The following is a 25,991-nucleotide window of genomic DNA, read 5'->3' as shown; positions in this document are numbered from 1 at the left end:
AGAAGCGGCGTTGAAGTCACATCGAGGATTCGTTCAAGGAGGGACCTGGCCGGTTGGAAGAAGCCCAGTGACGAGAGCGTGCAGCCCCCACTGCCGATGCTCCGTCAAACGCCGCAGGTGTGCGATGCCACCCAACTACCCCGCGCACCGATCTGGGGCCAATCCAACCGGCCGGACTATTTCTGCAAGGCAAAAGGCAAAAAAGCAAAAGGCGATATGGGAGGGAGGCGCTCATGGGCATGGTAATGGTCAGATGTCCGCAAACCGGACACGCGATTTCCACCGGAATCAAAACCGATCGCGAGAGCTTTCGACGCAGTACCGTGTTCTTCGCGCGCACGCCCTGTCCGTTTTGCCGCGCGGATCACGCCTGGTTTGCGCGGGACGCCTGGGTCGATGAGCCGAGCATCCGCGTGCGGCGACGCCGCGGCGGCGGTTCACCGGCCTGACAATGGTCACCGCTATTGACGACCGCGATGGAGGGACACCATGGCGCAGGTGCAGATCTCGACGGAAACGTCTGCCTGGCTGCTGCAGGCCAAGGACTTTCTCGATGAAGCACGACGGCTGAAGCCCGGTCCGAAGCGCAATCAGTTGCGCGAGACCGCAAAGGTGCTGCGCGAGATCGCGAAGCTCGAAGGGGTATCCTCGCCTGCACGGGAGCTTGATCGGCTGCCTGGAAGCTGATTCGACCAGGAACGCGCTCACACGGCGTCGTCCGCCTCGATTTCCGGGATGCGCGGATCGTTAGCCGGCGCCATTCCGCGCGTTCGAACCTTGTCGCCCGAGAAGATCTCCTCGGCCTCGATACGCATGACGCGATGGCATTCGCACGCCGCCGCCAAGAGCCGCGCCTGGTCAATCTCGATCCGGCCTCGTTGATCCGACCTGATCGCACCGCGCTTGCGCAGATTGCCCATCAGCAAGGTCACCGTTGTTCGTCGTACGCCGAGGATTTGCGACAGCGCGTGCTGGGTCAGCGGGAGGACGTCGCTGTCGACGCGGTCGCGAAGCTGAAGCAGCCAGCGCGCCATCCGCGCCTCGACCGGGTGGAGCGCATTGCAGGCGGAGCCGAGCTGAAACTGGATCAGCATCGATCTGACGTGCTTCTGGATCGCCTGCCGAATCCCGGGACTGCGGCCGAAAGCGGCATGAAAGCGCGGCGCCGGGATCCGGGAGGCGGTACCAGCCGCACGAACGACGGCGGTAATGCCCGACGGCGAGGCTCCAAGGACCGAAAGACTGCCCACGGCCCCTTCGCATCCGACCACACCGGTCGCGACCGTCTGCCCATCCGCCATGTCGATCATCAGCAGGATCGCGCCGCTGTGAGGAAAGAAGACGTAGTCGATCTCGTCACCGGCGCGCGCCAGGACCGCATCCTGTTCGAGCGCGACAGTCTCAAGTTCCGGTTTCAGGAGGTCCAGATCCGCCGGCGACAATGTCGCGAGAAGGCGATTACGAGTTCCGCCGGAAATGCTCACCTGCGGGAACGTCATCAATGGTCGCACAGCTTACTCACTCGAACACAGGATCAAAAACAAATTCCAAACGATTGACCGCAAGGTGGAATTCTCCGCGGCAGCGTCCTTAAAGTTAGATGCAAATGCGCCGTCGGACGCAATAGCAAAATGCGCATCGTCGCACCGTAGAACTTCGGGAACCCAAGAACTTCGCCGAGCCCAAGAGTTCCAGTTTCGCACCGCAAGCGCCGCGCGCGACATCCGAACCTGCTCTTTCACCACTTGCGCGGGCTCAGGAAGATGGGCGGACGTGATGTGACTGCTCCACTGCGGCACCCGTCAGGACGCGCGCGAGTGGCGATCCGGCCACGCTCGCATGAGCAGTTCCTGCGCGTCCTTGATTTCGGCAAGATCGAGCGCCGCATCGAAGCCGGCGAGCAACGGTGCCAACAATTGAGATATCTCCTCTGCCCGGCCGCTGCGGCTGTAAAGACGTGCAAGTCCCAGCGCGCCGCGCAGCTCGAACGTCCTGGTCCGTTGCCTTCGCGCAATCTTGAGGGCGCGGTGGAAGGCATCCTCGGCGCCGGAAATGTCGGGGGTGTCGCGACGCGACCGCAGCTCGCCCAATACACGGTACAGCTCGGCATCCAGCCAGTGCTGCCCGGACTGCTCCGTCGCGTCGATCAGCTCGTTGATGATGTCGAGCCCCGCCTCGACATGCCCTGCCTCCGCGTTCGCCACCGCGATATGCAGTCCCCAGAAGGGATCACAGAGGTAGCAGTCGTTCTCGTGAAGCAATGTCCAGCCGCGCTGCATCTCCGCGAGACCTGCCACGAGGTCGCCGGCACGCCACTTCGCCAAACCATTGAGATAGGTGCCGGCGGCGACATACAGCGGCATCGTGTGATCCTGCGCCAGTCCGAGGGCAAGGATCGTCTCGGTCTGCCGCAACCGGCTGCCGCACAGCCCGTCGAAAACGGCCTTGTGAACCACAGCGCATTGGCGCGCGCGAGCGCGCGCTGTTCTCCGGAGACGCTCACCGCTGCGCCCGCGAGCTGCCGGGCTCGATCGATCTCGCCACGCGGCCAGAGCACGAGCGCCAGAAATCTCATGATGACGAACGGCAGATCGAGCGTCGACGCCTTGAACGTTGCCGGATCCGGCTCGGTCGCATAGGCAGCGAACGCCTTCTCGAGATGGATGGCCGCGCTCAGATAGTCGCCCGCAAACCAGCAGGTCACTCCGCTGGTCCAGCCCGCGACGATCGTCGCCACCGGCGATTCCGGATGCCGTTCCGCCGCGCCCATGATCGCCTCCGCCAACTCCCGCATCGGCGCGAGCTCACCGTGGGTCAAGCAGGCGTTGAAGAGGCCCGACTGGATCGGCGCCAGTTCGATTGGATCGTCAATGTCAGAGGCGAAGCGCCGGGCTCGCGTCCAGGCGGCCACCGTCTCGGGGGCGCTGTGCCCAAGACTGCCCCGCAGCGCGCGGCCGTAGGCGATTTGCAGATGGAGCCGGCCGATCATCCGACCCCGCTCGTCGGGCAGTTCATCGGCGATGGCGACCGCCTTGCCGAGATGTGCGATCGCCTCGCAATAGGCCGAGCGCTTCAGCGCCTGCTGACCGGCTTTGCGCCACCACGCCAGCGCAGTCTGGCCGAGCCCCGCCTCGGTGAAATGATACGCAACGACTTCCGGCTCGATCTCGGCGATCTCGGCAAACTTGGCGCGCAGCACATCGCCGATCTGCTTGTGGAGCAATTGCCGGCGGCTCTTGAGCAAGCTCTCGTAAGCCGCTTCCTGGACCAATGCGTGCCTGAAACTGTAGCTTGAATCCGGCGGCGTGCCCCGACGCAACAGCAACTCCGCCTCCTCGAGCTGGGCGAGCGCCGCGGCAAGCGTCAGATCATCGCGACCGGCCACGCTGCGCAGCAGCGCGTATGAGAACTCACGGCCGATCGCTGCGCCGATCTGCGCCACCTCCTTGACCGGCGCCAGGCGGTCGAGCCGGGCCATCAACGAGTCCTGCAGCGTCGCCGGGATCGCCAGCGGCGGCAGCGGATTGTCGAGGCGGTAGCGTCCGGCATTCTCGACGAGCAGCCCCGATTCCATGACCATCTTGGTCAGCTCCTCGACGAACAGCGGGACACCATCCGTCCGCTCGATGATCTGTGTCATCATCTCGCCGGGTAGCAACCGGCCGACAGTCACCTGCTCGATCAGCGCGCGCGTGTCCTGTCGGTCGAGCCGATCGAGCCGCAACAGGCTGACATTGGCAAGCCCTGCCCATGGCGGCTCGAACTCCGGCCTGAACGTCATCAGCATGAGGATTGGCAATCCCCTGATACGGTCGACCGCGAGATCAAGCAGTTCGAGCGACGTGGCGTCGGCCCAATGCATGTCTTCGCAGACGACAAGCACCGGCTGCTGCCGGGCGAGGCCCTCGAGCTGGTCGAGCAGCGCGGCGAATGTCTGCCGCCGCTGCTGCGCCGGGCTCAGGCCGAGCGGCGGATAGCGGTCACCGGTCGGGATCGACAGCAGCGCCGCGATCAGCGGTGTCACGGTGGGCACGTGCTGGGTACCGAGCGCCAGCATGGCTTCGAGCTTGTCCAGCTTCTGGTCCGAAACATCTTCCGACCTGATGCCGGCGGCACGCTCGAGCTGGGCGACAAAAGGGTGCAGCGCGCTGTTGGTGTGATAGGGCGAGCATTGATACCGCACACGGCGGTGTGTCCCGGGCGCGAGGCTGTCGGACAGCATCGCCACGATGCGCGATTTGCCGATACCCGCTTCGCCCGATATCAGCACTGCCTGGCCTTGGCCCTGCCACGCCAGTTGCTGGCGCGACAATGCAAATTCGATCTCCGCCTTGCGGCCGACAAAGCCGATCGAGCGCGCGGTCCGCACCGCCTCGAAACGGCTTTCCGACGCCGGCTCGCCTTCGACGGCCCACACCGCGATCGGCTCGGAGATACCCTTCACCTCGCGGCGACCGAGGTTGCGAAGCGTGAACAGATTGCCGAGCAGCCGGCGTGTCGTGGAGGCCACGACGACCACGCCCGGCTCCGCCAGGCTCTGCAGCCGCGCCGCGATGTTCGGCGCATCGCCGACCAGCGCCTGCTCCTCCGATGCGCCGCCGGAGACGAGGTCGCCGACCACGACAAGCCCGCTTGCGATCGCGATCCGTACCGCAACTCCCCCTTCCGCGCGGGTCTCGAGCTTGCCGATTGCGGCGATGACATCGAGGCCCGCGCGCACCGCGCGCTCCGCGTCATCCTCGTGGGCACGGGGATAGCCGAAATAAGCGAGGATCCCATCGCCGATAAATCTGGCAACGACGCCGTCGTATGTCGTGATCACCCGTGCACAGGCTGCGCGATAGGCGCGGATCACCTCCCACATGTCCTCGGGATCGAGACGTGCCGACAATGCCGTCGAGCCGACCAGGTCGCAGAACATCACAGTGAGGTGGCGACGCTCGGCATCGTGCGGTCGCCCCTTTCCCCGTGAAACCGGCGCGGCGATCAGTTCGGCTTGATTGAAATCGGCGATCGCACGCAGCATCTTGCGGCGGTGGCCGAGCAGGACCCCGAGCCTGTCGAAGTCTTCATCCGTCAATTCGGGAAGAACGCCAAGGTCGATCCCGTTCTCGGCAAAACGCAGCGCGTATTGCCCAAGCCCCAGCTTCTCGAGCCATTCCGCAATCTGTTGCATTGGCACCACCGACGGGCTGACGGCTGGCCGAATTCCGAACTACGGTAAACTGACGTTACCGCAATCTGTCCGGGGTGGCACTCTGTTTTGCGCTCGTCCGCCCGGAGCAGGATATGCGAATTGTGCCTTGGCGGTGCCCCGTTACAGCCGTGTGCATGCGAACATTCGTAAGCGTGCCGGCCGCCTCACTCCACCTTCGCTGCAACCGGTCCCTTGTCGGTCCAATCCGGCGGCACGCCGGCGCTGTCGCCGACCATGCCGACGAGACCCGGCGCGCGTCCGAACGCTTCGCAGGCCGGATATTTCGGCGCGCCGCCGAGCAGGAAGCCCAGCCGCTGCATCGAGGGCATCGATGGCACGCCGCCGAACGGCGTCACGCCGGTGACCAGCATCTGGCTGAAATCGCCGCCGAACGATGCCGCAAGGCCGTACGCATCGCCCTCCTCCGACATCCGGCCGCTGTCGAAGGCATTGGCCGCGCGGCCCCAGACCATCGCCGCCTTCTGCTGTCCGGCCGGATCGCGCGCCTCGGCTTCAAGCGACAGGCTGCCGAGCCCCACTGGAATCCGCGGAACGGGCACCGGCACGCCGGGCAACAGAATCGTCTTCGCCACCGACACACCTTTGGAGACGCCGACTGCCGTCGGATCGGTCGGCACCACATGCGTGATGACGGCGTGAACGGTCAGATCGGCGGGCTCTGACGCAACCACGTAGAAGCGTTCGCTCAGGCCCGCACACAATGCGCGGTCGGCGGCGTTGGTGACGAGCCTGCGCTGCGCAGCCGTGAAGGGCACTGCCGTTCCGTCCGAGAACACGGTGGGCACGATCCTAATTGTCTTCGCTGCCAGCACCTCTTCCTTGCTCACCCGCAGCTTCGAACGAGTCAGCATCCCGTCCGATTGCTCCATATTGTCGTAGGAGCGGAGTGAACCGGCCTGATCCAGCGTCGCCGTCGCGCAGCCCGAGACCAGCAGACCGAGCAACGTCGCCGCCGCCCAGCCCCGCAGTTGCACCCCCCGCCCGTTCGCGAATCCATTTGCCTCCGGAATCGGTTTGATCCGGCCTACGCGCGAGCAGGTTGTCATTGGAGCCCCACTGAATTACACTTGGTGTAATTATTACACTTGGTGTAATTATCGTGTTGGGCGGTTTTATGGCCGCGACCGCCGGCTGCGACCGGAAGACGCATGTCGAACCGCGCCGCACCGCGCGTTGACGCCGACGGCCGCGCGAACCCGAGGCCACGGAGTGCTTTGCCCTGATTGCCTGTTCATGAGAAAGCGGCCGATGCCCGAGACACTGACGAAAACCCAGAAGCCTGCAAAAACAGAAGGTCTGCGCGAGCGAAATCGCCGCGCGACGCTGCAACGCATCGCCGATGTCGGCATGGAGCTGTTTCTGGCCAACGGCTTTGATGCGACGACGCTGGATGAAATCGCGGCGGCGGCCGGCATCTCGCGCAGAACCTTTTTCTACTATTTCAGGAGCAAGGACGACATCCTGCTCGCCCATATCGCCGGCTACGACGATGCGCTCAGGGCATCGATCCGGGACCACACCTCCGCCGGCGAGCCGATCGACGTCGTCCGCGAGGCTCTGCTGGAAATGTCCGCCCGCTTCCAGACGTCGCGAACGGTTGCGATTTCGCGCCTGATCCGCGAGAGCGAAGTGCTGAGCTCCCGCAAGCACCGCAACGATCTGCACCGGGAGCAGGTCGTCTACGAGACGCTGTGCGAATTATGGCCGGGCAAGGACCGCCGCGACCGCCTCCGTCTTGTCGCGATGGCCGCGAGCGGCGCACTGCGCATCGCGGTCGACGCCTGGCTCGAGCAAGGCGGCAAGCGCCAGCTCACCAAATACGTCCAGGACGCCTTCGCCAATCTGAAGGCCGCGATCTGATCGCGCGCTATCGCTGTCACGATCACTCCCGGAAAAGCGAAGGGCCGCCCGTGGGCGGCCCTTCCTGCCTTACGCGCTCTCGGGCGCCTTGAGGCGGACCAGCTTGGTCAGGAGCGCATCGAGACCCTGACCGTCGCCCGCATGCAGGTCGATGCGGCCGACCTTCTCGACCAGACGCTCGAGCGACTCCAGCTCCTTGAGCCGCAGCAGCAGAGGGTTCTCCTCCATCAGCTTGGCGGTGTTCAGGAGCGAACGCGTCGCCGCAGTCTCCTCCTGCCGGCGGATCAAGTTGGCCTTCGCCACCCGCTCCGCCTCCACCACCTTGTTGACCAGCTCGCGGATCTCGCCGGGCAGGATCACGTCCTTGACGCCGAGCTCGGTGACTTCGACGCCGGAATCCGCGACACGGGCGCGGACATAGTCGCGAAGCTCCTCGTCGAGCGCCGTCTTCGCAGACAGCACCTCGTCCAGCGTGCGGCCGGCCACCGCCTCGCGGATCGCGAACTGCACCAGGCGGTACAGCCACGCATCCACGTCGGGCACCGTTGCCACGACCCGCTCGGGATCGACGATCCGGCGGAACGCGGTCAGCGTCAGGCGCAGCGCGATGCGATCCTTGGTCAGCATCTCCTGCGCCGTGATCTCGATCGCCTGAGGACGCAGGTCGAGGCGCTTGACCTCGATCTTGCGGCCCGCGATCCAGAACGCGTGCCGGCCGGGTCCGAGCCGCTCGACCAGCTTGCCCTCGACCGTGAGCAGACCGGCCTCGTGGTTCTCGACTACCGCCTCGGTGATGACGCCGGCCCGGTTGGGTTGGATCATCGCGAGGTGGCGTGCGGTCACGCGGGGATCGCTGGTCACGTCGATGCGCTCGACGTCGACCGACGTCGCGACCTTCCAGTAGACGCGCGTCTGCCAGGGCGTCATCAGTGGCACGGGACGGCCGTCGAGGCTGACGATCGCGATCTCGTTCGCGCGGGTCTCGACCGCCTCGAACAGCTCGTCGGCGAGATCAGGCCGCGCAGCCTTGATCACCGCGTAACGATCCGCAGGGAATTCCGTCCGCACGACGCTGAACAGCTCGGCCTTGAGCTGATGCAGGGGATCGAACAGGCGGTGACGTCCAGGCGCGAGCACCTGCTCGAGCCGGCCGTCGCGCGTCAGCAACGCGCGCTCGCCATCCTTCACCGTCAACGTGGTCGTCAAGAAATGCCAGGTCATGGCAGCCTCCATTATTGCCATCCGGCCCGTGGGCCGGAGAGCGGGTTTCAATTTGCAAAGGACGTGAGGACGCGAACGCGGCTTCCTGTCAGCCAAGCGGGCCGTGGCTTGAGCCTGCGCGATGACGGGCGCACGCGCGCGTTCGCGCGACAAATGTCGCGCGGCCGAGCCGAGCTACCCGGCATCAGCGCAAGCGGTATCCACCGCGGCGCAAAGCCGGTCTCACAGTGTCGATGTTCGGACGAAGAGCCTTGCGGCAGGACGGCCGGACTGCGACTGAAGCGCGCGTCCGGTCCCCTTCAGAGGTATCAGCTGTTCAGGCTGAACGGAGCGCTTGGAGCGGGAGTTGAACCCGCGACACGATGATTCTGAGTCACCTGCTCTACCTAACTGAGCTATCCTTTGATTGAGAGACCGGAATCGAACCGATACCTTCGGGGTTTCATCCCCGATGCTCTCCATGAGCTACATCTCGCGATCTTCATTTCGGCGGAACACGACACCGCAGAGCGGCTCGCGCCAGTCGGGATCTCAACGAGCCCGAGCCCGTGGCCAAAGCGAAGGAGCGGGCTAATAAACGAAGCACGTCCGGGTTGCAAGAGGGCTGCGTGTGATTTTTTCATGACGAGACGCGTTGTGGCGCCCGCTCACCTCGTCATTCCGGGGCGTGCGAAGCACGAACCCGGAATCCATCGAGCCGCAAGCTTTGCTGAAAAATGGATTCCGGCTCGGCACTGCGCGCCGCCCTCAGGTGCGCAATTTGCGCACCGGGGAATGACCGAGGGTAAGTCCGTCTCCCTGTCCCCACCTCGTCAGCTGCGCGCGACGTCCTGGAAGCAGGCGCGCAGCCAGTCGATGGTGACGCGCGTTGCCGCATCGCGCTTGAGATGGCTTTGCACCAGAAGCCAGACGTCACGCCGCTTCGGCAGCAGCGTGGCGCGCAGACGGCGATCGGTCAGCAGGTCCACGCAACTATGCTCCGGCAGCACACCGACTGCTTGATGCGACTGGACCAGCTTGTGGATGATGCGGACATTGTCGGTGACGCAGCGCGCACGAAGCCGCCTTGCGCGCAAAAACTGCATTTCCGGAATCCCTCCGAGCTCATCGGGATAGGCGCACGTCACTGCTTCGCCCGCTGTCGTCGCGGCCGGCTCGAAGAAATACAGCCTGACCTCGGCGAGCTTCGAGATCGCAAAGTCGCCCTTGTCGGGCTTGCGCAGGCGGATCGCGAGATCGGCCTCCCAGCGCGAGAATTTGACGTTCTCGCTCGACGTCAGAAACTGCAACGTCAGGCCCGGATGGGCGCGCAGCAATTCGCCGGTGCGCGGCGCCAGCACCTCCTCCGCGATCGCGTTGGTGGAGGCGATGCGGAGCCGGCCGACCGGGCCGGGCAGGCTTTCGCCGATCCGGCCGATCTCCTCGGCATGCGCGGCCATCGCCTGGATGTGCGCGAGCACCACGTCGCACTGCCGGGTCGGCTTGCGGACGCCGTCGGCAGCCTCGAACAAACGTAGCCCGAGCGCGCGCTCGATCCGCGCCAGCCTGCGGCCGACCGTGGTCTCGTCGATGCGCAGCCGCGCGCTGGCGCCGGCATAGGTGCCCTCATCCCTGACGGCCGCGATGATGCGAAGGTCGTCCCAGTTCATGGCCTCAGGCTACATCGCGTCCGGCCCACCTGCAATAACGCAGCCACCGGCTGCAATATCCCTGCATAACAGCAGGCCGGTCCGCGGCTATATTTTCGCAAGACGCATCCTCTGGAGTTCTCGGGACCATGACCGCAGCCAAAACGCTGATGCAGCTTGCCGGTATCGACCTCACCCCGCCCCGCCTCGGCGACAGCTGCCTGGTGCTGATCGATATCCAGAACGAATATCTCGCCGGTCCCCTGGCCCTGCCCGACGCCAGCCCCGCGATTGCGCGTGCCACCGCATTGCTTGCCCGCGCGCGGGAAAGCGGCGCTGCGATCATCCACATCGCGCACAAGGGAGCGCCGGGAAGCCTGTTCGATCGCACCGCCGAGCGTGGCGCGATCGTCGCGCCGCTTAAGCCACTGCCGGGTGAGAGCGTGATCGAGAAGCAATTGCCGAACGCATTCGCCGGCACCGACCTCAACGCGCAGCTTGCCGCGACCGGCCGCAAGGAGCTCGTGCTCGCCGGCTTCATGACGCATATGTGCATCAGCTCGACCGCCCGCGCCGCGCTCGATCTCGGCTTCCGCACCACGATCGATGCCGACGGCTGCGCCACCCGCGACCTGCCCGACGGCACAGGCGGCACGATCGCCGCCAAGCTCATTCACGACGTCGCCCTCGCCGAACTGTCCGACCGCTTCGCGATCATCGCGCGCGGCAACGCCCTCGCCTGAGGATGCAATATGCTCCAGCTCTATTTCTTTCCCATGGCCTGCTCGCTCGCCAGCCGCATCGCGTTGATGGAAGCCGGCATCGAGGCGCGTTACCACCTGGCCCATATCTGGACCAAGAAGGTGCTGGACGACGACAGCGATTTTCGCGTGGTGTCGCAGAAGGGTGCGGTGCCGGTACTGGTTCTTGAGAACGGCGAGCGGCTGACCGAAAGCGCGGCCGTGCTGCAGTATATCGCCGATCGGAAGCCCGAGCTCGGTCTCGCGCCGCCGCCGGGCGACCTGGACCGCTATCGCCTGCAGGAATGGCTGAGCTTCATCGGCACCGAGATCCACAAAGGCTTCCTGTTTCCGACCTTCTGGTACAAGGACGATGCATCGAAGGCCAGCGCGCGCGAACGGATCGGGCAAACCGTTTCGGTCGCCGCCGCGCGCCTCAATGGTCGCGACTATCTCGTCGGCGACCGCTTCACGGTCGCCGACGCGCATCTCACCTGAGCCTTGATGCTGCTTCGCTCTGCCGGCGTCGATATCGCGCAGTGGCCCGAACTCGTCGACTATCTTGCTCGAATGCAGGCGCGCCCGCACGTGAAGGCCGCCGTCGGCATCGAGACGCAGCTGTGGAAGAAGATGGCGGCGTGATCGCCGGGGGGCGCTCCCTCTCCAGCGAGGGCTTACGAGCGCATCGACCGTGATCGGCTACTGGAACGCGACCTCGGCGAAGCTGCGCAGCTTGCGCGAATGCAGCCGTTCGGATTCCTGCTGCTTGAGCCGCTCCAGCGCCTTCAGGCCGATCTGAAGGTGCTGGCCGACGCGCTGGCGATAGAATTCGCTCGCCATGCCCGCCAGCTTGATCTCGCCATGCAGCGGCTTGTCGGAGACGCACAGCAGCGTGCCGTAGGGCACGCGGAAGCGATAGCCATTGGCGGCGATCGTCGCCGATTCCATGTCGAGCGCGATGGAGCGCGATTGCGACATCCGCCGGATCACCTGCGGCCCGCTGATTTCCCAATTGCGATTGTCGACGCTCGCGACCGTGCCGGTGCGCATCAACCGCTTGAGCTCGAAGCCAGTGAGCCCGGTCACCTCGCCGACCGCCTCCTCGAGCGCGACCTGCATCTCCGCAAGCGCGGGGATCGGTACCCAGAGCGGCAGCTCGTGATCGAGCACATGATCCTCACGGACATAGCCATGGGCCAGCACATAGTCGCCGAGCCGCTGCGTGTTGCGTAAGCCGGCGCAATGCCCGATCATCAGCCAGGCATGCGGCCGCAGCACCGCGACGTGATCGGTGATGTTTGCGCGCGTTTGATGGACCGATCCCGATATTGATCAGGGTGATGCCGCGATAGCCGGGTTCGACCAGATGAAACGCCGGCATCTGCGGGACGCGATCCGAGGCCGTCCCGCTCACGCCGCCGCCTGCCAGCGCGTTGCGTGTGACCACATTGCCGGGCGCGACGAAGGCCTCGAGGCCTTCCTCACCCGAAACGAGGCGCTGAAGGCTCGATTGCGCGAAGGCGTCGACATAGAACTGGTAGTTGGTGAAGATCACGAAATTCTGGAAGTGCTCGGGATCGGTGCCGGTGTAGTGATAGAGCCGGCGCAGCGAGTAATCGACGCGCGCGGCACGGAACAGGGCGAGCGGCTCGGGTGTGCCCGGCGTCAGTTCAAACGTTCCGTCGGCGATCGCATCGTCCATCGCGGCAAGGTCGGGCGTGTCGAACACGTCGCGCAGCGACCTTGTGAAGGCCGAGCTGTCGGCGACGGTCAGCGCCGCCTCGATATTGATGTCCCGCCGGTAGGCGAAATGGATCGGAATCGGCTCGTTCGACTCGCCGATCTCGACCGCCACGCCATGGTTCTTGATCAGGAGCCCGATCTGCTCGGTGAGATAGGTCCGGAAAATGTCCGGCCGCGTGATGCTGGTCTCGTGGACACCGGGTCCCGCGACAAAACCGTAGGCGAGACGGGAATCGAGCCGGGCATGCGACGAGGTCGTGATGCGCACGAACGGGTAGTGTGCCCGCACCCGCGTCGTGCACGGCACCCCGTTGACATAGGCCTCGAAGCGACTGCGCAGGAATCCGGTGTTACGCTCGTAGATCTCTTCGAGACGGGCAACGGCGGCGCTCGCATCGACGAACGCTTCGGTCGTGATCGGCGGCGGAGTTTCGATGGGAGGCGTGGGAGACATGTTCGCTTTGCACCCGATCCGTTGCCGAGTTGGGACTCGCCCTGGATCAGCGCAGTATAACGACAATGGCCTCCAGTTCCAGATCGGCGCCGGTCGCGCCAGGCCGTTCTAAAGCGCGATGAAATCAGGCTGAATCGTCATCGCGCTTTAGAATCTTGTTTTAGCATGATCTTTTCGGAAAACCGCTTCGCACTTCTCCGGATCATGCTCTATTCCGGCTCGCGCGGCGGCAGCGCGCAGATTTCGGACCTGGTCAGGAACCGGCGTTCGCGCCCGTTGTCGAGCGAGAACATGCTGCCGCGGCCGGGAACGACGTCGATGATCAGATCGGTGTGCTTCCAGACGTCGTATTGCGCGCCGCTGATGTAGAACGGCGCCCCGCCGATCTCGCCGAGCTTGACGTCATGATCGCCGATCAGGAAGTCACCTTGCGGATAGCACATCGGCGACGAACCGTCGCAGCAACCACCCGACTGGTGAAACAGCACCGGCCCATGATCGGCGACGATCTCGGCAATCAGCGCCAGCGCAGCCGGCGTCGCGGTCACCTTGTCAGCCATCTCGGCCTCCGTGATGGAGGCTCCGGCGGGACATCCCGCCGAAAGCCTGTCGTCTTCGTCCCCCTGAACGCGGGGGCAGCCGGAATATCAGAAGAAGCCGAGTTTCTTCGGGCTGTAGCTCACCAGCATGTTCTTGGTCTGCTGGTAATGGTCGAGCATCATCTTGTGGTTCTCGCGGCCGACGCCGGACTGCTTGTAGCCGCCGAACGCCGCATGCGCTGGATAGGCGTGGTAGCAGTTGGTCCAGACCCGGCCGGCCAGGATGGCCCGGCCGAATCGGTAGCAGCGATTGACGTCGCGGCTCCAGATGCCGGCACCGAGGCCGTAGAGCGTGTCGTTGGCGATCGAGAGCGCGTCCTCATCGTTCTTGAAGGTGGTCACGGACACCACGGGCCCGAAGATCTCCTCCTGGAAGATGCGCATCTTGTTGTGGCCCTTGAACACGGTCGGCTTGACATAGTAGCCGCCCGAGAGCCCGCCGCCGAGATTGTTGCGCTCGCCGCCGGCGAGCACCTCGGCGCCTTCCTTCTTGCCGATGTCGATGTAGGAGAGGATCTTCTCGAGCTGCTCGGAGGACGCCTGCGCGCCGATCATCGTGGTCGGGTCGAGCGGGCTGCCCTGGGTGATCGCTTCGACGCGCTTCAGCGCGCGCTCCATGAAGCGGTCATAGATCGATTCGTGGATCAGCGCGCGGCTCGGGCAGGTGCAGACCTCGCCCTGATTGAGCGCGAACATCACGAAGCCTTCGATCGCTTTGTCGAAGAAATCGTCGTCCTCGGCGCAGACATCCTTGAAGAAGATGTTGGGCGATTTGCCGCCGAGTTCGAGCGTCACCGGGATCAGGTTCTGCGAGGCATATTGCATGATCAGCCGGCCCGTCGTGGTCTCGCCGGTGAAGGCGATCTTGGCGATCCGGTTCGACGAGGCCAAGGGCTTGCCGGCCTCGAGGCCGAAGCCGTTGACGACGTTCACCACTCCCTTGGGCAGGAGATCGCCGATCAGTTCGAGCCAGACCAGGATCGAGGCCGGCGTCTGCTCGGCCGGCTTGATGACCACGCAGTTGCCGGCGGCGAGCGCGGGCGCAAGCTTCCAGGTCGCCATCAGGATCGGGAAATTCCAGGGAATGATCTGGCCGACCACGCCGAGCGGCTCGTGGAAGTGATAGGCGATCGTGTCGTGGTCGATCTCCGAGATCGAGCCTTCCTGTCCGCGGATCGCGCTGGCGAAGTAACGGAAGTGATCGATCGCCAGCGGCATGTCGGCGGCCATCGTCTCGCGGATCGGCTTGCCGTTGTCCCAGGTCTCGGCGGTGGCGAGCTTTTCGAGATTGGCCTCCATCCGGTCGGCGATCCTGTTGAGGATCAACGAACGCTCGGCAACGCTGGTCTTGCCCCAGGCGTCCTTGGCTGCGTGTGCGGCATCGAGCGCGGCCTCGATATCCGACGCGTCGGAGCGCGGGATCTCGCAGACCGGAAGGCCGGTCACCGGCGAGATGTTCTCAAAATACTTTCCGGAGCGGGGTTCGCGCCATTCGCCGCCGATGAAATTGCCGTAGCGCTTGGCGAACGGCGCCTTGAGCACGGACTGCATGTCAACCTTGTTCATGTGTTCCTCCGTTGGCACGCCGATGCACACGGCGTTGGCCGGAACGCTCGGTCAAATCAGGCGGACAGAACAGGAGCCTGCCCCAAGGGCCGCGGGGGACTGTCGCAAATCTGAGACAGAGTGCGCCGCAAATTGGCACAGATGCGTCAGCGCTCCGGACGCCGGTAATGAGCTTGCGGAAATGTCCTAGAGCATGATGAGATTAGGTTGAGCTGGAACGGCGTCGAAAGTTCACCTCTCCCTTGGGAGAGGTCGATTTGCGCAGCAAATCGGGTGAGGGGTTACGGTCTATCGAGAGAGCAAGAGCCCTCACCCGGATTGCACCGGACGATGCTTCGCATCGCCGAGAGCAATCCGACCTCTCCCCAACGGGGAGAGGTGAGACCGCGCCAAGCCGATTCAACCAAAACTCGTCGCGCCTTAGCGATGCAAGCCGAGCTGCTTGAGCTTGCGGTGCAACGTGGCGCGGGACATGTCGAGATCCTTGGCGGCTTTCGACACATTGCCGCCGGCGCGCGCCAGCGCACGCTGCAACGCTGCACGTTCCGCGGCGGCCAGGCCGCCGTCGTCGCGCGTCTCGCCGATCAGATCGGCCGCCGGCAATGGCCGCGCCAGCGACGCCGCGTTGAGGCCAAGCGCGCGGCGCGCGGCGCGCGTTGCACCGATCACGAGATCGTCGCGATCGACCGCGAGCAGCGAGTTGACGGCGCGCTCGCTTCGCGGTGTCAGCAGAATTCGTGCATCGGGAAACGCCCGGCGAAAGTTCTCGGCTTCGATCGCGCGCGCGGCGTCCGTCACCGTGGTCGCAATCAGCCGGGAAAATCCGTCGGTCAGGTCTGCCCGGCAGGACGACACATCGAGCGCTGCGGCAAGCTCGCCATGCTCGTCGAAGATCGGCGCGGTGGTGCAGAACAGTCCGGAATTGCGCGTGAAGAAGTGCTGCCCACGGTCGATCGACAGCGGGCGCTTCTCGACGATGCAGGTGCCGATGCCGTTGGTCCCCTCGTACTTCTCGCTCCAGACCGCACCGGTCCAGAGCCCCCAGGCGTCGAACGTCGCATCATCGGCGCCCGCGCCGCGCCGGTCGACGACGACGCCGTCGCGGTCCGCCAGCAGCACCGAGCAGCCGACCCCGCCCACGGAAAGGAACAGCCGGTCGAGCGTGCGCTGGGCGACTTTCAGGAATTCGCCGAGGCGCTGCTGCGCAGCGGCGATCTCAGCGTGGCCGAGACGATGCGACGGCAGGCGGCTCGCCGGATCGAGCGCATGCAGATGGCCGGACCGACGCCACGACGCCGACAGGTCGGATGGCGTCCCGCCTCCGGCCAGCACGTCGAGAACCTTGTCCGTGTGCATGACGCCTGGCGACCGGCTCATGCTTCCCTCCCCTGCTCCGCGGGTCCTGTGACCCTCGCAAGCGCGGCGCTGTTGGCCCTGGCATCCTTGTATTTCGCAGGATATAGCGCTCCCAGCGGCCTTTCAAGGGATGGGACTGCGACCTTCGGACAGGTCCGGGGGCGGCATTGCGTCGTTCACGCCGTGGGGACAGCGCCCCCAAGGAGGACGGCGCTTACTGAATCCTCGCCAACACCGCGAGGCGGCGGATGCCCTTGTTACGGTAGGCATCGAGGAACGCGTAATAGTCCTTGAACGAGACGCAACCGTTGGAGTCGCCGTTCGGGCCGAGCATGAAGGTGTGCGCGAGCAGGCCGTCGCGGTTGAAGATCTTGCCTTCGCCGCCGATCGGATTGAGCCGCAGCGCCGGCACGCCGTGGAACAGCGCCTCGCGTGGCTTGAGTTCGTAGATGTGCGGCGGCGTCACGCCGACCATCTTCATATGCGAGGACCTGGGGTCGTCGAGCCGGGAGCCGAGGCCGGAATGCGCCTCGAGCCGCGTGCCGTCGGGCAAATACACGGTCTTGGCCGAGATATCGTAGACCGCGGTCTGGCGGTCATAGGGCGGCGAGCCGCCGAGCATGGGGTTCTGGTCCAGCGTCGAGGGAATGCTGCCGGTGACATTGGCGTCGGCGGAGGCGAAGGAGAGCAGCCCGCCGCTCGACTCGCGCTTGCCCCACAGCTTCTCGACCATGGTCTGCCGCTCGCTCGATGCGATCGACAGCACCGCGGCCTTGGCGCGCGCGGCCATGTCACGGACGCCACCAGACTTGGTCGCCTGCTTCGCCTCAGGCGCCTTCTCAGTTCCCTTGGACTCAACCGTCGCAGCGGGATCGTTGAGTGCCACCTTCAGATTGGCGGCGGCTTGCTTCTTGGCGGTCTCGACCGATTTCGGCGCCGGCAACGGCTTCGATGTCTCGGCGAGCTCTGCCGTCGCCACCGCCCTCGCCGCTACGGCGACCTTGGGTTCAGCGGCCTGCTTGATCGGGTCGATCTGCGGTGCGGCGTCAGCCACGACGCTGGACGCGACGCCCTCGGGCGCGGGCGGCCGCAAACCGATCGTTAAACATAAGTGACGGTGTCGGGGCTTCCGACTTCGCGATCTCGGTCTTGGCGGGCGCCGCCGGCGCGGGCGTCAAGGACGCGAACACCTCGTTGAACGCGGGTGCGGGCCGCGCGGCGACCGCGACGGGCCGCTTCACCACCGGCGCTTCAAACGACGCATTGCCGACTGACGGATAGACGCTCGCCGCAAAGATGTTGGCATAGACGGTCCAGGCGCAGCCAAGCACCAGCCCCGCCACCGCGGCGCTGCCGAGGAAATGCTGTGGGAGGATTTTTCGGGAGGTTTTCTTGCGGCTTGGCGCCCCAAGAACATACGCACTCGCACTCGTACCCATACGCCCGGCGCTCAAAACAGGTCCACCTTTGTCCCTCACCCGACGCATCGTCGAACGATGTTCGGCTCAACGTCGCGCGGGGGCACAGACGGCCATTAAGGCGACTTTTAGTTAAATGCGACTTAACCGGATGCGATCCCCTGCGGCGCGGGAAGTGCCTGTGCCGTAGGGCTTTTTTAAGATGGCAACGGACCGGCAAAACGGCTTTTTTGTCCCATGATGGGACACTCCGGCACGCGGCTCCGCCGCCGCATGCCGAGATAAATCCTAGGGAGAATTTCCTTGCCGACGGCCCCGTAATCGCGCGGGGATCGAGCAAAATCCATCTCTCAATAGCTGAGCTTCGGATACCAGTCCGCGCCGCGCCCCTCGCGCGTGGTGTCGAGCAGGGTCCAGAGCGGATCCAGATCCGGCGCGCCGCGCGGGTCTTGGCCGGGGTCGACCGTGCCGGCTCCCATTTCGCCGGCCCAGAAATGCCGGATCACGCCGCTCTGGCGCGTGAAGACATTGTAGCCGGGCACGTCGCTGTCATCCCTGCTGACATAGTCGCGCGTGTAATCGCCCGACGCATCCGAATAGACCTTATGACGCGTCCAGCCGCGCGCCTTCTTCGCCTCGATCAGCCGCGCGATCGGCGAGCGCGCCACGAAAACGAACGACACGCGCTGCCCGATATCGGGCAGCTTCTCCTCCCATGTGCCCATGAACGATGTGCACATCGGGCACGGCTTCTCGCGCTGTGGGCCGAACATGTAGCTGTAGATGATGAGCGTCTGCTTGCTACCGAAGAGATCGGCGAGCGATGCTGCGCCGGACTCGCCCGTGAACTCATAGGCCCTGGTCACCTCGCCGCCCGGCGGCAAGGCGCGGCGCAGCTCGGCGACGCGCGCGATGTGCCGGCGCAGCTCGATCTCCTCGACGAGCAGCGCCTGGCGCGCCCGACGATATTCGGCGCTCTCATTGGGAAAGCGCCTGTTATTGGTGTTGGCAAGTTCAGCGGCGGGCTTGAGGACGGAACTGGTCATGGTTGGAACCTCGCGGGGTTGACGGGCTCCCTGGAAGACGAGCCGGACCCGGACGATCCGACATGCGCGAGTGACAGTTTTATTGCAGTTCCGGCGGCGGCGAACGGTCGAAGACCTCGCCTTTCGCACCGTCCAGCAGATCGAGCGCGTAAGTCTCGATCACCAACGGCCCGCGCATGCGTTCGACCTCGGCCACCGTCTCGACACGGGCGAAATTGTCGCGCACCGAGGCCGGCATCGCCTGCTCGACCTCATGCACATACAGCAGCTTGCCGGCCAGCTGCGCCGGGCTCGGCTCGGGCATGTTGACCCAGCGAATGCGCTGGCCTTGTTGCGCGACGCAGCTGCCCTTGGGGAGATAGAAGGCCAGCCAGCCGGTGGTGCCGTAGTCCGGCGACAGCACGCAGCTCGCGCCGGACCGTGCGCGCACCGCCTCGATCTCGCCCGCGAGCTCCTGCCAGCCGACGCCGACGCTGCGCACGGTGGCGTCGCGGCGGTAGCCCGAGAGCATGCCGGTATTGGCCTGCACGATCAGCAGAGCGAACAGCACGACGCCAGTGGGCGCGGCCCAGCGGCGGCAGAAATCGATCGTGCGCTGCTCGCGCGGCGCCCACTGCACCTGGATCGCCGCGACCGCGGCCGCCACCGCAAAGGCCGGATAGACCGGCGCGAACCAGTTGGCCTCGACCCGCGCATGCAGCGCGTGCCAGGTGAAGTAGACCACGATGGTCCAGAACATCGTGTTGACCAGCACGCGCGCGGGCATCGCGCCGGCGCGCCGCCGGGAGAGCGCGTAGAGGCCCATCACACCGAGGATGAAGACCAATGGCGTCGCGAACGCAAACTGCGTCGGGATCAGCTCGGCAATGTAATTCGGGCGGAAGTCCTCGATCCGGGCGCGGCCCATCTGCTTGATGAACGACACCCAGTGGTGATCGGCATTCCAGAGGATGACCGGCGCAAACAGGCCGGCCGCAACCAGGCCGCCGAGATAGAGCCAAAGCGAGAGATACCAGCGCCGCAGCTTCGGCACCATCGCAAGCCAGATCAGGATCGCGGGTCCAAAGAACAGCGCCGTGTATTTCGACAGCAACGCCAAGCCTGCGCTGACGCCGACCGCAAGCCACCAGGCGCCGCGGCCGCTCTCCAGCACCTTTGCGAGCGAATACAGCAGGAAGCTCGCGGCAACCAGCAGCGGCGCATCCGGCGTCACGATCAGCGTGCCGACGGCGGCCATCAGCGTGACATTGAGCAGGATTGTTGCGCTGGCGGCGATGCGCTGGCCGCCGAACAGGATCTCGGTCGCCCGATAGATCGCCCAGCTCATCGGCAGCGCAAGCAGAATCGACGCCAGCCGCACGCCGAACGCCGTGTCGCCCGCGATCATGGTGCCGAGCCGGATCACAACCGCCACCATCGGCGGATGGTCGTAATAGCCGCCAGCAAGCGCCTTCGACCACATCCAGTAATAGGCTTCGTCGAAGGTCAGCGGCGTCCATGCGGCGGCGGCCAGCCGCAACACGACCAGCGCGCACACCGCAAGAGCGGTGTTCCGGGCCAGCCGCGCCTCGTTCGCGTTCATGCCACCGTCATCGCTTGCGCCAGACGAACAGCCCGGACATCGCGTAGTTCCACACCACGCCCATCAGCGCGCCGGCCGCGCCCGCAAGCCACCAGATCGGCTCCTGGTCGTAGACCGAGAACGCGACGCCGACATTGGCAAGCAGGCCCACGCTGCAGACCAGATAGAACAGCAGCAGGCCGCGCAGGATGCCGAAGCCCTTCAGCCGCTGGTCGCGATAGGTGAGGAAATTGTTGAGGATGAAGTTGCTGGTCATGGCGACGATCGCGCCGGTGGCCTGGGCCTCCGGGAATGGCACCTTGAACAGCTCCAGCGCGATGAACAGCACGCTGAGATGCACCAGCAGGCCGAGCCCGCCGACCGCTGCGAACAGAATGAAGCGCAGCGAGATCACGTCGTTGGTCAGCTTCGCCAGCACGAGACCAAGGAAGTCGAGCGCGACCATCGAGTCAAGCTTGCTCTCGCCATGCTGGCGGGCACCGAATGTGTAGGGAATCTCGACCGCGCGCAGCTTGCCTTCCGCCGTCGCCACGACATCGAGCAGGATCTTGAAGCCCTGGGTCGAGAGCTGCGGCGCAAGCTGCTCGAAACGGTCGCGGCGGATCATGAAGAAGCCGCTCATGGGGTCGGCGATCTCGACCTTCAACGAGCGGCGCGCGATCTCGGTGGCAAAGGCGCTGGCGCCGGCGCGCTGCTTGTTGAAGCCTTCGGTCTTGTAGCCCTCGATATAGCGGCTGCCGACCACGAGTTCGGCCTCGCCGCTCTGCAGCAGCGCGACCATCTTCGGGAGCTGGGTCTCGTCATGCTGGAGATCGGCGTCCATGACCGCGGCATAGGGCGCACTCGACGCCAGGATGCCCTCGATGCAGGCGCCGGACAGGCCGCGCCGGCCGATTCGGCGGATGCAGCGCACGCGGGAATCCTTCCGCGCCAGGGCGCGCACCACGTCCCAGGTACCGTCAGGCGAATTGTCATCGACGAAGATGACCTCCCAGGACACGTCCTTCAGGGTCGCGTCGAGCCGGCGGTACAGCACCGTGACATTGTCGCGTTCGTTGAAGGTCGGGACGACCACCGAGAGCTGCGGCAAACTTGCTGCCTGCGAGGAGGTTTCGGGGCCTAGTTTGATGGCGTCATTCATGAGCGCCAGCGTATAGCCGCAGCCTCCCCCGCTGCCAAGGCGGGCCGACCCAAACGCTGTCTCGGAAAGCGGGAAAACGGGGCAAAATACCCCTGAAAATGCCAACGACCACGAACAAGGGGCGCGCGTACATCCGGCGCAGCCAAACAATGTCGTGGTCGTCCCAGCGCCGGAGCCCTTAAGCTGCAACGTCGCCGTTGAATGCTAGATGGGAAGGCCCCAAGCGGTCCGCAAGGGGGCGGTGGCACTAGTTGTTCGGGACTTCCCGGATCACCGGACCGCGTGGCACCGGGGCCGCCGGCGCGGCTTCGGCGGCGGGAGCCGCCTGCACGGCTGCGGGCTGGGTCGGGTTACGGAGCTGGCTCAGCGACGGCCCGTAGATGAACGCCGCCGCCAGCACGATGGCTGCGACCACTGCGCCCAAGAAGCCTGCCGTCGATTGTGATCTCATGCCGATCATCCCCTTGCCTGCGCGGATTGATATCAAAAATCGGCCGGCCGCAACAGGATTCGGGAACCTATTTCGCCGCGGCCCTGCGGCGGGTGAAGGCGGTCACGATGTCCTTCTGCGCCAACTCGATCGCGCGGTTGGCCGTCGTCAGATTGACGTCGGCATCCTGCTTGGGAAACTGCAGCGACAGGAAGTCGATCAGCGACACCCGGAAGTTCTGCCGCTCTGAGGGACAGACATTGGCGATCAGCGAGGTGAACTCCTGGTCGGACATCGCCTTGTTGCTGTCGCGGGGATATTCGCGGGCGAGACAATTCCAGTAGGCGTCGCGACCGGTGATCGCGAGCTTGTGCGCATCGTCGACCTCATCGGCCATCGCAGCGGACGATATGGCAGCGGAGGACGTGATCAAGAGGGCGGCCGCAACCAGCATGCGCATGTGTTGTTCTCCATTTTGGCGCATCGTAGCGAAGAGCGAGAGCGACGATAAGCACCGCCGCGCCAATCTGGCAAACTGGCCAATCACGATTATTTTGACTACTCTCGATCCCTGTTCCCCCTCCTCGCGATGAGTGCAGTCGTGGCCAAAGCTCCCACCAAGGCGACCAAGACAGACAGAGGCAAAATCTATATCGGCATCGGCGGCTGGACCTTCGAGCCGTGGCGCGGGGTGTTCTATCCCGAGAAGCTCACGCAGGCGAAGGAGCTGTCCTACGCCGCCTCCAAGCTGACCTCGATCGAGATCAACGGCACCTATTACGGATCGCAGAAGCCGGAGAGCTTTCGCAAATGGGCCAGCGAGGTGCCCGACGGCTTCATCTTCTCGCTGAAGGGGCCGCGCTTCGCCACCAACCGCCGCGTGCTCGCCGAGGCCGGCGATTCGGTGAAGCGGTTCTATGATTCGGGCGTGCTGGAGCTGAAGGACCGGCTCGGCCCGGTGCTCTGGCAGTTTGCGCCGACCAAGAAATTCGACGGCGCCGATTTCGGCAAATTCCTCGAGCTGTTGCCGCGCAAGCTCGACGGCCGCGCGCTGCGTCATGTCGTCGAAGTGCGTCACGACAGCTTTTGCGTGCCGGAATTCATCGCGCTGCTGCGGCAATTCGAGGTACCCGTGGTGTTCGCCGAGCACGGCAAATACCCGGCGATCGCCGATATCGCCAGCGACTTCGTCTATGCCCGGCTGCAGAAGGGCAATGACGAATTGAAGACCTGTTATCCGCCGAAGCAGCTCGACGCCTGGGCCAAGCGGTTTCAGGACTGGGCCCGCGGCAGCGAGCCGGACGACCTGCCGCGGGTCGACAAATCAGCGCCGAAGAAGACGCCGCGCGACGTGTTTGCCTACGTGATCCACGAGGGCAAGATCCGCGCGCCCGCGGGCGCGATGGAGCTGATCGAACGGGTGAAGTGAAGGTCTGGCGATGGCGAAGGCGAAAAAGCTGTTCACCATCGGCTACGAGCAGACGCCGTCGAAGGCCGTGCTCGATGAGCTGCAGCACGCCGGCGTCAAGCTGCTGGTCGACGTCCGCGCGGTGGCGTCCTCGCGCCGCCCCGGCTTCTCCAAGACCCAGCTCGCCGCGGGCCTCGACGAGCGCGGCATCGGCTACGTCCACCTGCGCGGCCTCGGCACGCCGAAGAGCGGACGGGAGGCGGCGCGCAGCGGGCAATATGCGCTACTGCACAAGATCTACTCGGCGCACCTCAAGACGGTGCAGGCCAAGGAGGAGCTCGACGAGCTGTCGGCGCTGGTGAAGAAGTCGGGCCCGGTCTGCATCCTCTGCTACGAGCGCGACCACGAGCACTGCCACCGCCGCTGGATCGCCGAGATCATCGAGGAGCGCGACGGCGTCAAGATCGAAAACCTGGCAGCGCCCCAGGTCTAAGGCCTGATGAGATCAGGTTGAGCTGGAACGGCGTCGAAAGTCCCTTGGGAGAGGTCGATTTGCGCAGCAAATCGGGTGAGGGGTTACGGTCTATCGAGAGAGCAAGAGCCCTCACCCGGATTGCACTGGACGATGCTTCGCGTCGCCAGGCGCAATCCGACCTCTCCCCAACGGGGAGAGGTGAACCGAGACCGCGCCAAGCCGATTCAACCAAAACTCATCCCGCTTTAGGTGGTGTGGACTCTAAGGATTCCCTTTTAGGCGCAAATCAGATTCAAGACTGCTTTTGGGGAGGCAGTCTTGGGTGTGATGGACCGTTTGGTATTGAGCGACGCGGCTTGGGAGCGCATGGCGCCGCTGATCATAGGTCGCCCCGACCAGAAGGGCTCCACTGGGCGCGACAATCGGATGTTCGTGGAAGGTGTACTTTGGATTGTTCGCACGGGCTCTCCCTGGCGTGATCTCCCGGAGGCGTTCGGGGATTGGAACAGCGTGTTCCGGCGCTTCAGTCGGTGGAGCATCAAGGGCGTCTGGTGGCGGATCTTCGAGGCGATGTCCGATGATCCGGACTTCGAATATTTGATCGTCGATTCCACCATCGTCCGGGCGCATCAGCACGCCGCCGGGGCCAAAAAAGGGGGTCTGAAGATCAGGCGATCGGCCGCTCGCGCGGTGGCCTGAGCACCAAGATACATATGGCCGTTCGTGGCTTGGGATGTCCCGTACGGTTCGCGCTGACCGCAGGCCAGAAGGGCGATGCACCGCAAGCTGCCGCATTGATCGAGGGACTACCTGCCGAGGTCGTCATGGCCGATACGGCCTATGACGCCGATCATTTGCGCCAAGCCATCGCCGCCAAGGGCGCGCTCGCCGTCATCCCCAACAACCCGTCACGCGCACTCAAATACCCGCTGGACAAGCACCTCTATGCCCAGCGTCACCTCGTCGAATGCTGCTTCTCAAAGCTCAAGCAGTTCCGACGCGTCGCAACCCGCTTCGAAAAGACCGCCCGAAATTACCTAGCCGTCGTCACTCTCGCAGCCATCGTCCTTTGGATGCGGTAAGTGTCCACACCACCTAGCCTTCGTTCCCCGCGATGCTCAACGTCCCCTCCATCATCTGCACACAGGCCCCGCCGACATGTGCGGATAGGACTGCGCCATCCTGCTTGCGCACGCGGGTCAGCAGCAGGCTCGGCCGGCCCATGTCAAAACCCTGGCCGACCGTCAGCTTCAGGTCGCCGTCGCGCAACGGATCGAGCGCGGCAAGCAGCGCGGCCGCGGCGACCGTGGCGCTGCCGGTGGCCGGGTCCTCGATCAGGCCGCTTGATCCCGGAAAGAACATCCGTGCCTGCAGATCGCAAGGCGCCTCCGCGACGGGGACGTCGCGCGTGTAGAAATACGCGGAGAATGCTCCGTCACGCGGGAAGAAGCGCGCGAACGCCGCCGCATCCGGCTTTGCTCGCCGGACCGCATCGCGCGATGCGACCTCAAAGACCAGGAACGGCGTTCCCACCCCAACCACCTGCGGTGCCTGGCGATCCGTCCTGACGTCGTCTGCCGTGAGCGAGATCAGGCTCGCGACCTCACCGGCGGAGAACTGCGACAGGCGCGACAGCGGCCGCGGGGCGGTCAGTTCAGTGGCAACGACCCTGCCGCCCTCGCGCGCGATATCGACCGGGACCAACCCCGCCTTCTCCTCGAAGATCAGACGCGGCTTCGGCTCCTTCGCCAGCTGCGCCAGCACGAAGGCGGTCCCGACATTGGGATGCCCGGCAAACGGCAGCTCCCTGACCGGCGTGAAGATGCGAACCTGCGCGTCGTTGGCCTTGTCCTGCGGCGGCAGCACGAAGGTCGTCTCGGAATAGTTGAACTCGGTCGCGATCGACTGCATTTGCGCGGTCGACAGCCCCTGGGCGTCGAGCACCACGGCGAGCGGGTTGCCGCCGAAGGCGCGATCGGTGAAAACGTCGACGGTGATATAGCGGCGCTGCATCTTGCGTGTCCTTGTGCCGGTCGTTCCGATGGCGTCATCGTAACACAGCAGCAACGACGCCCTTCAGAGCACTCGGTACAATCGCGCTCCTTG

General features: G+C 65.0%; 22 protein-coding genes, 2 tRNA genes and 3 pseudogenes. 8 read left to right on the top strand and 19 right to left on the bottom strand.

Features of this window, described 5'->3' with window-relative positions; all coding sequences use genetic code 11:
• Positions 1–233 precede the first annotated feature (233 nt).
• Together ACVWW1_RS04765 and ACVWW1_RS04760 are read left to right on the top strand one after the other, a co-directional pair.
• Complete coding sequence (locus ACVWW1_RS04765) at positions 234–449, top strand: hypothetical protein (protein ID WP_016840464.1); 216 nt, start codon at positions 234–236, stop codon at positions 447–449.
• Positions 450–489: 40 nt separating this feature from the next.
• Complete coding sequence (locus ACVWW1_RS04760; protein WP_176530385.1) at positions 490–687, top strand: hypothetical protein; 198 nt, start codon at positions 490–492, stop codon at positions 685–687.
• A gap of 17 nt (positions 688–704) precedes the next feature.
• On the opposite strand, the gene ACVWW1_RS04755 is transcribed toward ACVWW1_RS04760, so the two are convergent.
• The 4 genes from ACVWW1_RS04755 to ACVWW1_RS04740 form a co-directional block, all read right to left on the bottom strand.
• Positions 705–1,499, bottom strand: a complete 795-nt coding sequence (locus ACVWW1_RS04755) for a Crp/Fnr family transcriptional regulator (protein ID WP_456655029.1) — start codon at positions 1,497–1,499, stop codon at positions 705–707.
• A 303-nt stretch (positions 1,500–1,802) separates the two neighbouring features.
• Entirely contained in the window at positions 1,803–2,204 is a 402-nt protein-coding gene (locus ACVWW1_RS04750; RefSeq protein WP_456655028.1) for a hypothetical protein, read from the bottom strand.
• On the bottom strand, positions 2,147–5,176 hold the full coding sequence (locus tag ACVWW1_RS04745) for an adenylate/guanylate cyclase domain-containing protein (protein WP_456655027.1): 3,030 nt from the start codon (positions 5,174–5,176) through the stop codon (positions 2,147–2,149). The genes ACVWW1_RS04750 and ACVWW1_RS04745 overlap by 58 nt, the downstream gene beginning before the upstream one ends.
• Positions 5,177–5,361: 185 nt before the next feature.
• A complete protein-coding gene (locus ACVWW1_RS04740; RefSeq protein WP_456655026.1) occupies positions 5,362–6,192 on the bottom strand; it encodes a DUF3313 domain-containing protein in 831 nt (276 codons plus the stop codon).
• Positions 6,193–6,466: 274 nt separating this feature from the next.
• On the opposite strand from ACVWW1_RS04740, the gene ACVWW1_RS04735 reads away from it, so the two are divergent.
• The gene (locus tag ACVWW1_RS04735) at positions 6,467–7,078 is read left to right on the top strand and encodes a TetR family transcriptional regulator (protein ID WP_456655025.1); all 612 of its coding nucleotides are present in this window, start codon (positions 6,467–6,469) and stop codon (positions 7,076–7,078) included.
• A 69-nt stretch (positions 7,079–7,147) separates the two neighbouring features.
• Here the strand turns inward: ACVWW1_RS04735 and ACVWW1_RS04730 are convergent, their stop codons facing one another.
• The 4 genes from ACVWW1_RS04730 to ACVWW1_RS04715 all read right to left on the bottom strand — a co-directional run bounded on the left by ACVWW1_RS04730 (position 7,148) and on the right by ACVWW1_RS04715 (position 9,948).
• Entirely contained in the window at positions 7,148–8,299 is a 1,152-nt protein-coding gene (locus ACVWW1_RS04730; RefSeq protein ID WP_456655024.1) for an SPFH domain-containing protein, read from the bottom strand.
• Between the two features lie 334 nt (positions 8,300–8,633).
• Positions 8,634–8,700, bottom strand: a tRNA-Leu gene (locus tag ACVWW1_RS04725).
• 5 nt (positions 8,701–8,705) lie between these two features.
• A tRNA-Phe gene (locus tag ACVWW1_RS04720) sits at positions 8,706–8,774 on the bottom strand.
• Positions 8,775–9,111: 337 nt separating this feature from the next.
• Complete coding sequence (locus tag ACVWW1_RS04715) at positions 9,112–9,948, bottom strand: LysR family transcriptional regulator (RefSeq protein ID WP_456655023.1); 837 nt, start codon at positions 9,946–9,948, stop codon at positions 9,112–9,114.
• Positions 9,949–10,076: 128 nt separating this feature from the next.
• Here ACVWW1_RS04715 and ACVWW1_RS04710 point away from each other — a divergent pair, with 128 nt between their 5' ends.
• Together ACVWW1_RS04710 and ACVWW1_RS04705 are read left to right on the top strand one after the other, a co-directional pair.
• Positions 10,077–10,670, top strand: a complete 594-nt coding sequence (locus ACVWW1_RS04710) for a cysteine hydrolase family protein (protein WP_456655022.1) — start codon at positions 10,077–10,079, stop codon at positions 10,668–10,670.
• 9 nt (positions 10,671–10,679) lie between these two features.
• Positions 10,680–11,309 (top strand): annotated as a pseudogene (locus ACVWW1_RS04705) (glutathione binding-like protein).
• Between the two features lie 57 nt (positions 11,310–11,366).
• Here ACVWW1_RS04705 and ACVWW1_RS04700 read toward each other — a convergent pair.
• The 10 genes and pseudogenes from ACVWW1_RS04700 to ACVWW1_RS04655 form a co-directional block, all read right to left on the bottom strand.
• A pseudogene (locus tag ACVWW1_RS04700) lies at positions 11,367–12,864 on the bottom strand (AMP nucleosidase).
• 209 nt (positions 12,865–13,073) lie between these two features.
• On the bottom strand, positions 13,074–13,424 hold the full coding sequence (locus tag ACVWW1_RS04695; RefSeq protein ID WP_456655021.1) for a DUF779 domain-containing protein: 351 nt from the start codon (positions 13,422–13,424) through the stop codon (positions 13,074–13,076).
• Between the two features lie 87 nt (positions 13,425–13,511).
• Positions 13,512–15,029 carry an aldehyde dehydrogenase gene (gene adh, locus ACVWW1_RS04690; protein WP_456655020.1) on the bottom strand — a complete coding sequence of 506 codons (1,518 nt, stop codon included), beginning with the start codon at positions 15,027–15,029 and terminating at the stop codon, positions 13,512–13,514.
• 420 nt (positions 15,030–15,449) lie between these two features.
• Positions 15,450–16,406: a GAF domain-containing protein gene (locus ACVWW1_RS04685; protein ID WP_456655019.1), complete on the bottom strand. Its 957-nt coding sequence runs from the start codon at positions 16,404–16,406 to the stop codon at positions 15,450–15,452.
• A 193-nt stretch (positions 16,407–16,599) separates the two neighbouring features.
• Positions 16,600–17,728: pseudogene (locus ACVWW1_RS04680) on the bottom strand (tlde1 domain-containing protein).
• 425 nt (positions 17,729–18,153) lie between these two features.
• Positions 18,154–18,849: a DUF899 family protein gene (locus ACVWW1_RS04675; protein WP_456655018.1), complete on the bottom strand. Its 696-nt coding sequence runs from the start codon at positions 18,847–18,849 to the stop codon at positions 18,154–18,156.
• Positions 18,850–18,928: 79 nt separating this feature from the next.
• A complete protein-coding gene (locus ACVWW1_RS04670; RefSeq protein ID WP_456655017.1) occupies positions 18,929–20,431 on the bottom strand; it encodes a glycosyltransferase family 39 protein in 1,503 nt (500 codons plus the stop codon).
• A gap of 7 nt (positions 20,432–20,438) precedes the next feature.
• Entirely contained in the window at positions 20,439–21,572 is a 1,134-nt protein-coding gene (locus ACVWW1_RS04665; RefSeq protein ID WP_456655016.1) for a glycosyltransferase, read from the bottom strand.
• A gap of 247 nt (positions 21,573–21,819) precedes the next feature.
• Positions 21,820–22,023 carry a hypothetical protein gene (locus tag ACVWW1_RS04660; RefSeq protein WP_456655015.1) on the bottom strand — a complete coding sequence of 68 codons (204 nt, stop codon included), beginning with the start codon at positions 22,021–22,023 and terminating at the stop codon, positions 21,820–21,822.
• 67 nt (positions 22,024–22,090) lie between these two features.
• On the bottom strand, positions 22,091–22,462 hold the full coding sequence (locus ACVWW1_RS04655) for a hypothetical protein (protein ID WP_456655014.1): 372 nt from the start codon (positions 22,460–22,462) through the stop codon (positions 22,091–22,093).
• Between the two features lie 141 nt (positions 22,463–22,603).
• Here ACVWW1_RS04655 and ACVWW1_RS04650 point away from each other — a divergent pair, with 141 nt between their 5' ends.
• From ACVWW1_RS04650 to ACVWW1_RS04640, 3 genes are all read left to right on the top strand, one after another.
• Positions 22,604–23,431 (top strand): DUF72 domain-containing protein, encoded by an 828-nt coding sequence (locus tag ACVWW1_RS04650; protein ID WP_456655013.1) that lies wholly within the window; start codon positions 22,604–22,606, stop codon positions 23,429–23,431.
• A 10-nt stretch (positions 23,432–23,441) separates the two neighbouring features.
• Entirely contained in the window at positions 23,442–23,903 is a 462-nt protein-coding gene (locus ACVWW1_RS04645; protein WP_456655012.1) for a DUF488 domain-containing protein, read from the top strand.
• Positions 23,904–24,203: 300 nt separating this feature from the next.
• A protein-coding gene (locus ACVWW1_RS04640; RefSeq protein ID WP_207832802.1) for an IS5 family transposase occupies positions 24,204–24,967 on the top strand; the annotation gives its coding sequence in 2 pieces (ribosomal slippage) (positions 24,204–24,539 and positions 24,542–24,967; 762 coding nt in all).
• Positions 24,968–24,980: 13 nt separating this feature from the next.
• Here ACVWW1_RS04640 and ACVWW1_RS04635 read toward each other — a convergent pair.
• Entirely contained in the window at positions 24,981–25,898 is a 918-nt protein-coding gene (locus tag ACVWW1_RS04635; RefSeq protein ID WP_456655011.1) for a PhzF family phenazine biosynthesis protein, read from the bottom strand.
• Between the last annotated feature and the right edge of the window lie 93 nt (positions 25,899–25,991).

Source organism: Bradyrhizobium sp. JR3.5 (assembly GCF_054057015.1).
The sequence above is the reverse complement of the archived record's forward strand: the minus strand, read 5'-3'. Positions and strand labels throughout refer to the sequence as shown.

Excerpts from the sequence above, each read along its gene's own strand:
- ACVWW1_RS04765 (WP_016840464.1), top strand. The coding sequence starts at position 234 with ATGGGCATGGTAATGGTCAGATGTCCGCAAACCGGACACGCGATTTCC.
- ACVWW1_RS04760 (WP_176530385.1), top strand. The coding sequence starts at position 490 with ATGGCGCAGGTGCAGATCTCGACGGAAACGTCTGCCTGGCTGCTGCAG.
- ACVWW1_RS04755 (WP_456655029.1), bottom strand. The coding sequence starts at position 1,499 with ATGACGTTCCCGCAGGTGAGCATTTCCGGCGGAACTCGTAATCGCCTT.
- ACVWW1_RS04745 (WP_456655027.1), bottom strand. The coding sequence starts at position 5,176 with ATGCAACAGATTGCGGAATGGCTCGAGAAGCTGGGGCTTGGGCAATAC.
- ACVWW1_RS04735 (WP_456655025.1), top strand. The coding sequence starts at position 6,467 with ATGCCCGAGACACTGACGAAAACCCAGAAGCCTGCAAAAACAGAAGGT.
- ACVWW1_RS04730 (WP_456655024.1), bottom strand. The coding sequence starts at position 8,299 with ATGACCTGGCATTTCTTGACGACCACGTTGACGGTGAAGGATGGCGAG.
- ACVWW1_RS04715 (WP_456655023.1), bottom strand. The coding sequence starts at position 9,948 with ATGAACTGGGACGACCTTCGCATCATCGCGGCCGTCAGGGATGAGGGC.
- ACVWW1_RS04710 (WP_456655022.1), top strand. The coding sequence starts at position 10,077 with ATGACCGCAGCCAAAACGCTGATGCAGCTTGCCGGTATCGACCTCACC.
- ACVWW1_RS04695 (WP_456655021.1), bottom strand. The coding sequence starts at position 13,424 with ATGGCTGACAAGGTGACCGCGACGCCGGCTGCGCTGGCGCTGATTGCC.
- adh (WP_456655020.1), bottom strand. The coding sequence starts at position 15,029 with ATGAACAAGGTTGACATGCAGTCCGTGCTCAAGGCGCCGTTCGCCAAG.
- ACVWW1_RS04685 (WP_456655019.1), bottom strand. The coding sequence starts at position 16,406 with ATGAGCCGGTCGCCAGGCGTCATGCACACGGACAAGGTTCTCGACGTG.
- ACVWW1_RS04675 (WP_456655018.1), bottom strand. The coding sequence starts at position 18,849 with ATGACCAGTTCCGTCCTCAAGCCCGCCGCTGAACTTGCCAACACCAAT.
- ACVWW1_RS04670 (WP_456655017.1), bottom strand. The coding sequence starts at position 20,431 with ATGAACGCGAACGAGGCGCGGCTGGCCCGGAACACCGCTCTTGCGGTG.
- ACVWW1_RS04665 (WP_456655016.1), bottom strand. The coding sequence starts at position 21,572 with ATGAATGACGCCATCAAACTAGGCCCCGAAACCTCCTCGCAGGCAGCA.
- ACVWW1_RS04660 (WP_456655015.1), bottom strand. The coding sequence starts at position 22,023 with ATGAGATCACAATCGACGGCAGGCTTCTTGGGCGCAGTGGTCGCAGCC.
- ACVWW1_RS04655 (WP_456655014.1), bottom strand. The coding sequence starts at position 22,462 with ATGCGCATGCTGGTTGCGGCCGCCCTCTTGATCACGTCCTCCGCTGCC.
- ACVWW1_RS04645 (WP_456655012.1), top strand. The coding sequence starts at position 23,442 with ATGGCGAAGGCGAAAAAGCTGTTCACCATCGGCTACGAGCAGACGCCG.
- ACVWW1_RS04635 (WP_456655011.1), bottom strand. The coding sequence starts at position 25,898 with ATGCAGCGCCGCTATATCACCGTCGACGTTTTCACCGATCGCGCCTTC.